Source organism: Streptomyces sp. NPDC033229 (genome assembly GCF_055576875.1).
The window spans coordinates 1-6,232 of record NZ_JBVIQR010000116.1 but is presented as its reverse complement, the minus strand read 5'-3'; the positions used below and the strand labels follow the sequence as shown (position 1 = coordinate 6,232).

General features: G+C 65.7%; 2 protein-coding genes and 2 pseudogenes. 3 read left to right on the top strand and 1 reads right to left on the bottom strand.

All coding sequences use genetic code 11. The features are described 5' to 3' along the window. Positions 1-202: 202 nt before the first annotated feature. The 3 genes and pseudogenes from ACZ53N_RS36005 to ACZ53N_RS35995 all read left to right on the top strand — a co-directional run. Positions 203-474 (top strand): annotated as a pseudogene (locus ACZ53N_RS36005) (transposase); the annotation flags it as partial. Between the two features lie 1,186 nt (positions 475-1,660). Then, a pseudogene (locus tag ACZ53N_RS36000) lies at positions 1,661-2,254 on the top strand (DUF4158 domain-containing protein); the annotation flags it as partial. 1,423 nt (positions 2,255-3,677) lie between these two features. After that, positions 3,678-4,754, top strand: coding sequence for a Tn3 family transposase (locus ACZ53N_RS35995; RefSeq protein WP_469144942.1), 1,077 nt, complete (start codon positions 3,678-3,680; stop codon positions 4,752-4,754). Between the two features lie 1,149 nt (positions 4,755-5,903). Here ACZ53N_RS35995 and ACZ53N_RS35990 read toward each other — a convergent pair. Then, a partial coding sequence (locus ACZ53N_RS35990; RefSeq protein WP_469144941.1) for a hypothetical protein occupies positions 5,904-6,232 on the bottom strand: 329 nt, incomplete at its 5' end.

Genomic DNA, 6,232 nt, shown 5'->3' with positions numbered 1-6,232 from the left:
CCCGACGACGCACCTCCAACTGCCTGGCCAGGAACCGCAGGGACTGGCTGGACAGATCGATCGCCGACGGGTGGACAAGCACACGAAGCTCCTGGTGCACACGGTTGATCTTGGTCGACAACCCGTCTACCAGGAGCTTCGTCGTTCCGTCCAGCCGGCACCCCAGACACCCCGCACCCCACCACCAAGATGGAAAAGGCTCAAGGACGCCCGGTTACGGGACTTCACCGACAGCCACGACTGGATCACCGTCTTCCACCTGCCGCCCTGTGCACCCGACCCTCAACCCCGCCGAAGGCGTCTGGTCCCTCCCTCCTGCGGCGCTCCAGCCAGGCCAACACCGCCTTCATCGGCCCAGACCACCCGATAGGAACCCTGCGTCACGGCCTCCGCAAGATCCAGTACCGCAGCGACATCATCGACGGATGCCTCGCTGAGACCAGCCTCACAACACCACCGCTACAAAGTCAGTAACGGCCCTCGCGGCTTGACGGACGGCATTAGGAATCGATAATACAGGACAGAAAATATTTAAACCCGTAGAGTGGATCATCATCGAATTGTACGTAGACGTTGCGTCGATGGGGGAGTCCGAAGTATTCACCCCTCACCGCTGCGATGATGGGAGAGAATGGTGTCATGTGGACAAGCTTCGGCGCCGGGCTGGATAACTCCGAGTGGGTTGTCTGGCGCTTGAATGTAGATGATCCTCGCCAGGTTGCTGGGCCCTACCTGGCGCAGCGCACCGAACACGCAATGACGGAAATGGCCGCCTCGCTCGGATGCGTGTACGACTCCTGTGCCGACTTCGATTCTTACGATGGGACCCGGGAGGGCACGTACTACGCTTGGTGGATCCGTGTTCCCCGTGCTGAGCACGCACGCTGCGATGCACAGGGCATTCCCGTCGTGGTGAGCGAGCTTTGGCGATTCCTCCAGTCACGACTACCCGAGCAACTCACGGCTTGGGAAATTGGCGTGGACCAGGAGCTCACAGCACGGGAAGCTGCCGCCTCCGCGTTGAAGAGCGCTTACTTTGACCTGATTGAGCCCGTCGAGACGGCCCTGCTAAGTATGCGCCGGGATGGTGCCCAGTACCTCGATCCCCTCGCCAAGTTCTGGGCTGGCGATGAAAGGACAGTCGTCGGTACATACGCCCTGTGGTTGTGCGCAGACCCCGACCCCGGCTCCGCTTTCGCACCTCCGCCGTGGCTCGTTCTTGACGTTGGTCTGTGGGCAGGTGAGCAGTTCTTGCCCCAACAGCCCCCAGAAGACGTATCCAGGTTCGGATTCGCTCCGGACACCCCGCTGCTCCTGCTACCCCGCCCAGCCAATCCGACCTGGACAGCCAGCCTCAAGACCTTCTTGTTTCCCAGTCACACCGCAGCTCGCCCCACCAAAGTAGGCACAATCGGAGCACGACACCAGTGGACCTCCTCCTGTCCGCACGTGCTCGCCAGCCGGGTCGGATGCGATCTGCGTGCCCTGCTTCCACAGCTTGCATAGCGCTGCGAGCCGCCCTCATGAGCCAGCCGGCTCACGAAGCGTATGCTTACTGGGAGGCCAGCCGGAGTACGCCGGAAACGTGCCGTAGGGCCTCGGTGCCAGTGAGCTGAGGCTGGGGCCCGCCAGCGGGATAACCCGTTCGGATGATCGTTTTATGGGTCGCGGTGGGCCGTCTGGCTGGCTTCTTTCCTGGTCACATGCACGCCATGCCGATCGCCCGCAGCGGATGGGCGTGCTCCGTGCAGGTGACGGGGCCGGGATCATGCGGCGCATGGCTTCGGTGGAACGTACCGCGTACCTGCGGTTCAAGCGCACGATGGCGTCCCGTGAGTTGCACGAGGCGTTCACCCCGGGGCCGTCCGAGGTGGCGTGGGCGTGGGGGAAAGCCCGTTCGCCGGAGCATGTGCTGGCGCTGGTGGTGCTGCTGAAGAGTTTCCAGAAGCTGGGCTACTTCCCGGACCTGGCCGAGGTGCCGGAGCCAGTGGTTGAGCATGTGCGCGGCCTGCTGGGGCTGGGCGAGGGTGTGGAGCCGCGGCACGACTCGGTGCGTACGGCCGCGCGCCAGCGGGACTTCGTCCGCGAGCGGCTGGGCGTGGCCTACGACATGGAACGGGCCCGCGAGCTCGCGGCAAAGGCGATCTGTGAGGCGGTGCAGACGAAGGACAATCCGGCTGACCTGATCAATGTAGCGCTGGGGCGGCTGGTCAAGGCGCGGCTGGAGCTGCCGGGGTACACGACGCTGGACGAGATGGCTGCGTCGATCCGCACCGAGGTGAATGAGGAGTTTTTCGCCCGGATCGTGGCGCGCGTGGACGAGAGCGGACGGGGGCGGTTGCTGGGGTTGCTGCGGGTCGTGGCGGGTTCGCGCAGCCGGTTCGATGAGCTGAAGCGGCCGGCGAAGGCGCCGTCGGTCTCCCATCTGCGCGAGCACCTGACGCATCTGGACAAGCTGGAACTGCTGGGGCCGACGGCGACGTGGCTTCAGGGTGTGCCGCCGGGGAAGCTGGAGCACTTCGCGGGGCAGGCGAGGGTGCTGGACGCCGCCGAGGTGTCCAAGATCGGTGTGGTGAAGCGGCTCGCGCTGCTGGCCTGTCTGCTGCACATGGCGAAGGTGCGGGCGCGCGATGAGCTGGTGACGATGCTGTGCAAGCGCATGTCATCGGTCACGAAGAAGGCCAAGGAGGACCTGGAGAAGATCCAAGCGCAGCACCGGGCCCAGTCCGAGCGGCTGATCGCTGTGCTGGGTGAGGTGCTGGAGGTGGCCAAGGCCGCGGTCGGCTTCGATGGCGAGTCGGTCACCCTCCCGGTGGGCCCGCGCAAGTGGAACGCGGTGCATGCCGAGTGTGGGAAGGCAGTGCTGGAGGAGGCCGGCGGGCTGGCGAAGCTCTCGGAGGAGCACGAGCTGGTCTCCGCCCACCATGGTGAGAACTATTTCCCGCTGCTGTGGCGGCATCTCAAGAGCCACCGCAAGGTGCTCCTGGACCTGACCGGGGTGCTGTCGATGGTCGCTACCTCCACCGAGGGCATGGTCTTGGAGGCGGTGGAGTTCTGCCAGGCGATGCGGCACCGCACCCGCCAGTGGGTGCCGACGACGTACACGGTCACCAAGGAGGACGGCACCAAGGAGACGAAGACGGTCTTGGCGGAGTTCGCCTCGCAGATGTGGCAGCGCATCCTGTTCGACAAGAAGCAGCCGGGGAAGATCAACCGGCGGCATTTCGAGGTGTGCACGCTGTTCTACCTGGTCCAGGAGCTGCGGAGCGGGGACGTGGCGGTCCTCGGATCGGAGTCGTACGCCAACCTGTACGACCAGCTGCTGCCGTGGGAGGAGTGCGAGCCGCTGGTGGCCGAGTACTGCGAGCAAGCCGGGCTGCCCGCCACCGCGTCGGCGTTCACCGCGGCGCTGAAGCAGAAGCTGACGGCGGTGGCGGCGAAGGTGGACGCCGGCTACCCGGACAACGCGGACCTGACCATCGACCAGGCGTCGGGAAAGATCGTACTCACGCCACGCAAGGGCGAGGACCGGCGGAAGTCCGCGCAGGGCCTGGAGGCGGAGATCCTGCGCCGGCTGCCGGAGTGGAGCCTGGTGGACGTACTGGCCCGCACGGCGTACTGGATTTCGTGGTGGCGGCACTTGGACGAACGCCGGGCCCGCGCAGGTGGCGCGGCACATGCGCCAGCAGGTCTCGGTGCACGAGATCTCCCTGGCGGGCAACCAGCACATCACCGCCGAGAAGCTGAACGCCGCGTCCGCGGACGTGATCGACATGTTCATCCAGCTCGACGTGGCGCACGTGTGGGGCGACGTTGGCAAGGCCGGCATCGACGGTTCCCAGTACGACACCTGGGAGAACAACCTCCTTGCGGAGTCCCACATCCGCTATGGAGGTTTCGGCGGGCTCTCGCTCAGGCACGTCTCCGATACCTATATCGCCCTGTTCAGCCACTTCATCCCTTGCGGGATGTGGGAGGCCGTCTACCTGTTTGAGGGCCTGCTGAAGAACCAATCCGAGGTGACCGTCGACGTCGTCCACGGCGATACGCAAGGCCAGTCGCTGCCTGTCTTCGGGCTCGCGCACATGCTGGGCGTGGAGCTGCTGCCGCGCATCCGGAACTGGAAGGACCTGACCTTCTACCGGGTGAGCCCGGCGGTGAAGTACCGGCACATCGACCCGCTGTTCGGTGACGTGGAGAGAGACGTCATCAACTGGCGGCTGATCGAGAACCACTGGCAGGACCTCATGCGTGTCGTCCTGTCCATCCGCGAGGGCCGACTGTCGTCGGCCTCGCTGCTGCGGCGCCTGGGCAACGAGTCCCGCCGCAACCGCATCTACCAGGCATACCGCGAGCTCGGGCGGGTGATGAGGACGATCGTGCTCCTGCAGTTCCTATCGGAGCCCGAGCTGCGCGAGTCGATCCAGTCGATGACTAACAAGGTCGAAGCATTCCACAAGTTCAGCAACTGGCTGATGTTCGCCTCCGACGTGATCCAGGACAATGACCCGGAGCACCAGGAGAAAATCATCAAATTCAACGAGCTCTTGGCGAACTGCCTGATCTTCCATACGGCCGTGGACATTACGAAGGTGGTCAACGACCTCATCGACGAGAGATGGGAGATCGACCCGGTAGACCTGGCCACCGTCAGCCCGTACATCACGTGCAAGACCCCCCGCTTCGGCACATGGCACCTGGATATGGAGCCGCCCGACCGGCAGGCGGTCGGGCGGCTACGGCTGGCTGCATAGCCGGAACACCGGGTCGCCTGGGGGCGGGGGCCGTCATGTCAGGGCTGTTCGGAGCGACCCGTCTGGCTATTGCTGACCATGGCGATCTCGGGCCCTTGTGGTGTGGGTTGCCATCGGCCTCCTGCCAGGGGGAGGAGTGCGATGTTGGGGGTGGAGCCTTGGGTCCAGTCGAAGGGCCCGGCGATGGTGTTGATGGGACGAGTGGTGATGGCCTGGGTGATGGCTGTGCGGTCGGTGGGGTCGGCTGCGGTGGCCAGGGCGTGGTGGGCGACTTCGAGGAGGGCGTGGGCCAGGCCCAGGGGCTGGAGCCAGGGTTTGCCGGTGTAGTGCTGGTAGGCGAGGGCCAGGCTGGCGCAGATTGTGTCGTCGAGGCTGGAACGGTGGGGGTGTCCCGGGGTCCAGTAGACGAGGGTCGCTACACGGGCCTCGGCCAGCTCCCGGTGGATGTCCAGGGAGTGGGTGGTGCAGGTGTGTGGGTAGGTCAGCCAGCGTGAGCAGGTGATGAGCCGGGGCCGGAGGCCGGCTTGGCGGGCGCCTGCTGATGGAAGCGGGCCAGGTCGGTTGCGGTGGCGGCGCTGGTGATGATGTCGGCGCCGTGCCGACGGAGCGACTACTCCTGCCGCACACCCGCCCCTCTCCTCCCCTGGGCACCACTCGGACGACCCAACGACGCGCCTGAGCTGAGGAAACGGGTTACCTGACGATACGAAAGCTACCTGTCGGTTACTTTGCGGCCGGTGTCCGAGGTAGGAGTCCGGGGCCGATGGAGCACGGCGCCCTGAGCCTGTTGTTCCGGCTGGGCTGCGAGTACCTGCGTTCGGCGAAGGTGATCCGGCCGGGTGTCGTCTCTGGAGAAGGTTGCTACCGCCCGCCGGGCCGCCGAGCAGGAGACCCACGCCCGTGTGGCCTATCTGCTGGACCCCGAGGGGGTGCAGGGCTTGGACGGGCTGTTGGTCTTCGATGCGAAGCTGCGGTCCTCGTGGCTCGGTCGCGGTGACCACCCTCGCGCTGACAGCGGATGCTGCTCGAGTGGGGAGGGGTATGCCGGTGGGGTGTTGGCTGTGGTGGGGCCGGGTGGGTGTCCCCTTCGCGCGTGCCGAGGGAGTGGTGTGCAGGCGCAAGGGGACACCCGGTCTCTGTTTCCTGCGGTTAGCTGACGGTGACTTTGGCGGTGTTGGGGATGTTGGGGTCGCCGTTGTCGTCGGGGGTCTGTTCGGTGTGGGTGCCGCCGGTGCCGCTCTGGTTCGGCGGTTTGGCGACGATTTTGTAGGTGAAGGCATCGGTGACACCGGTGGGTGCGGTGGTGCCGGCCTTGACGTTGACGGTGAGTTCGAAGGGCTGGGGCTGGTTCGGGTCGAGGCGCTCAGCCGGCCAGTTGCAGATGATCTGGGTGCCCTTGGTGTCACAGCCGGAGGTGGCGTGGGGGGTGTTGCTGGTGGGCGGGGTGAAGGTGAAGCCGGGTTTGGCGGTCAGGGTGA

Excerpts from the sequence above, each read along its gene's own strand:
- ACZ53N_RS35995 (WP_469144942.1), top strand. The coding sequence starts at position 3,678 with ATGCGCCAGCAGGTCTCGGTGCACGAGATCTCCCTGGCGGGCAACCAG.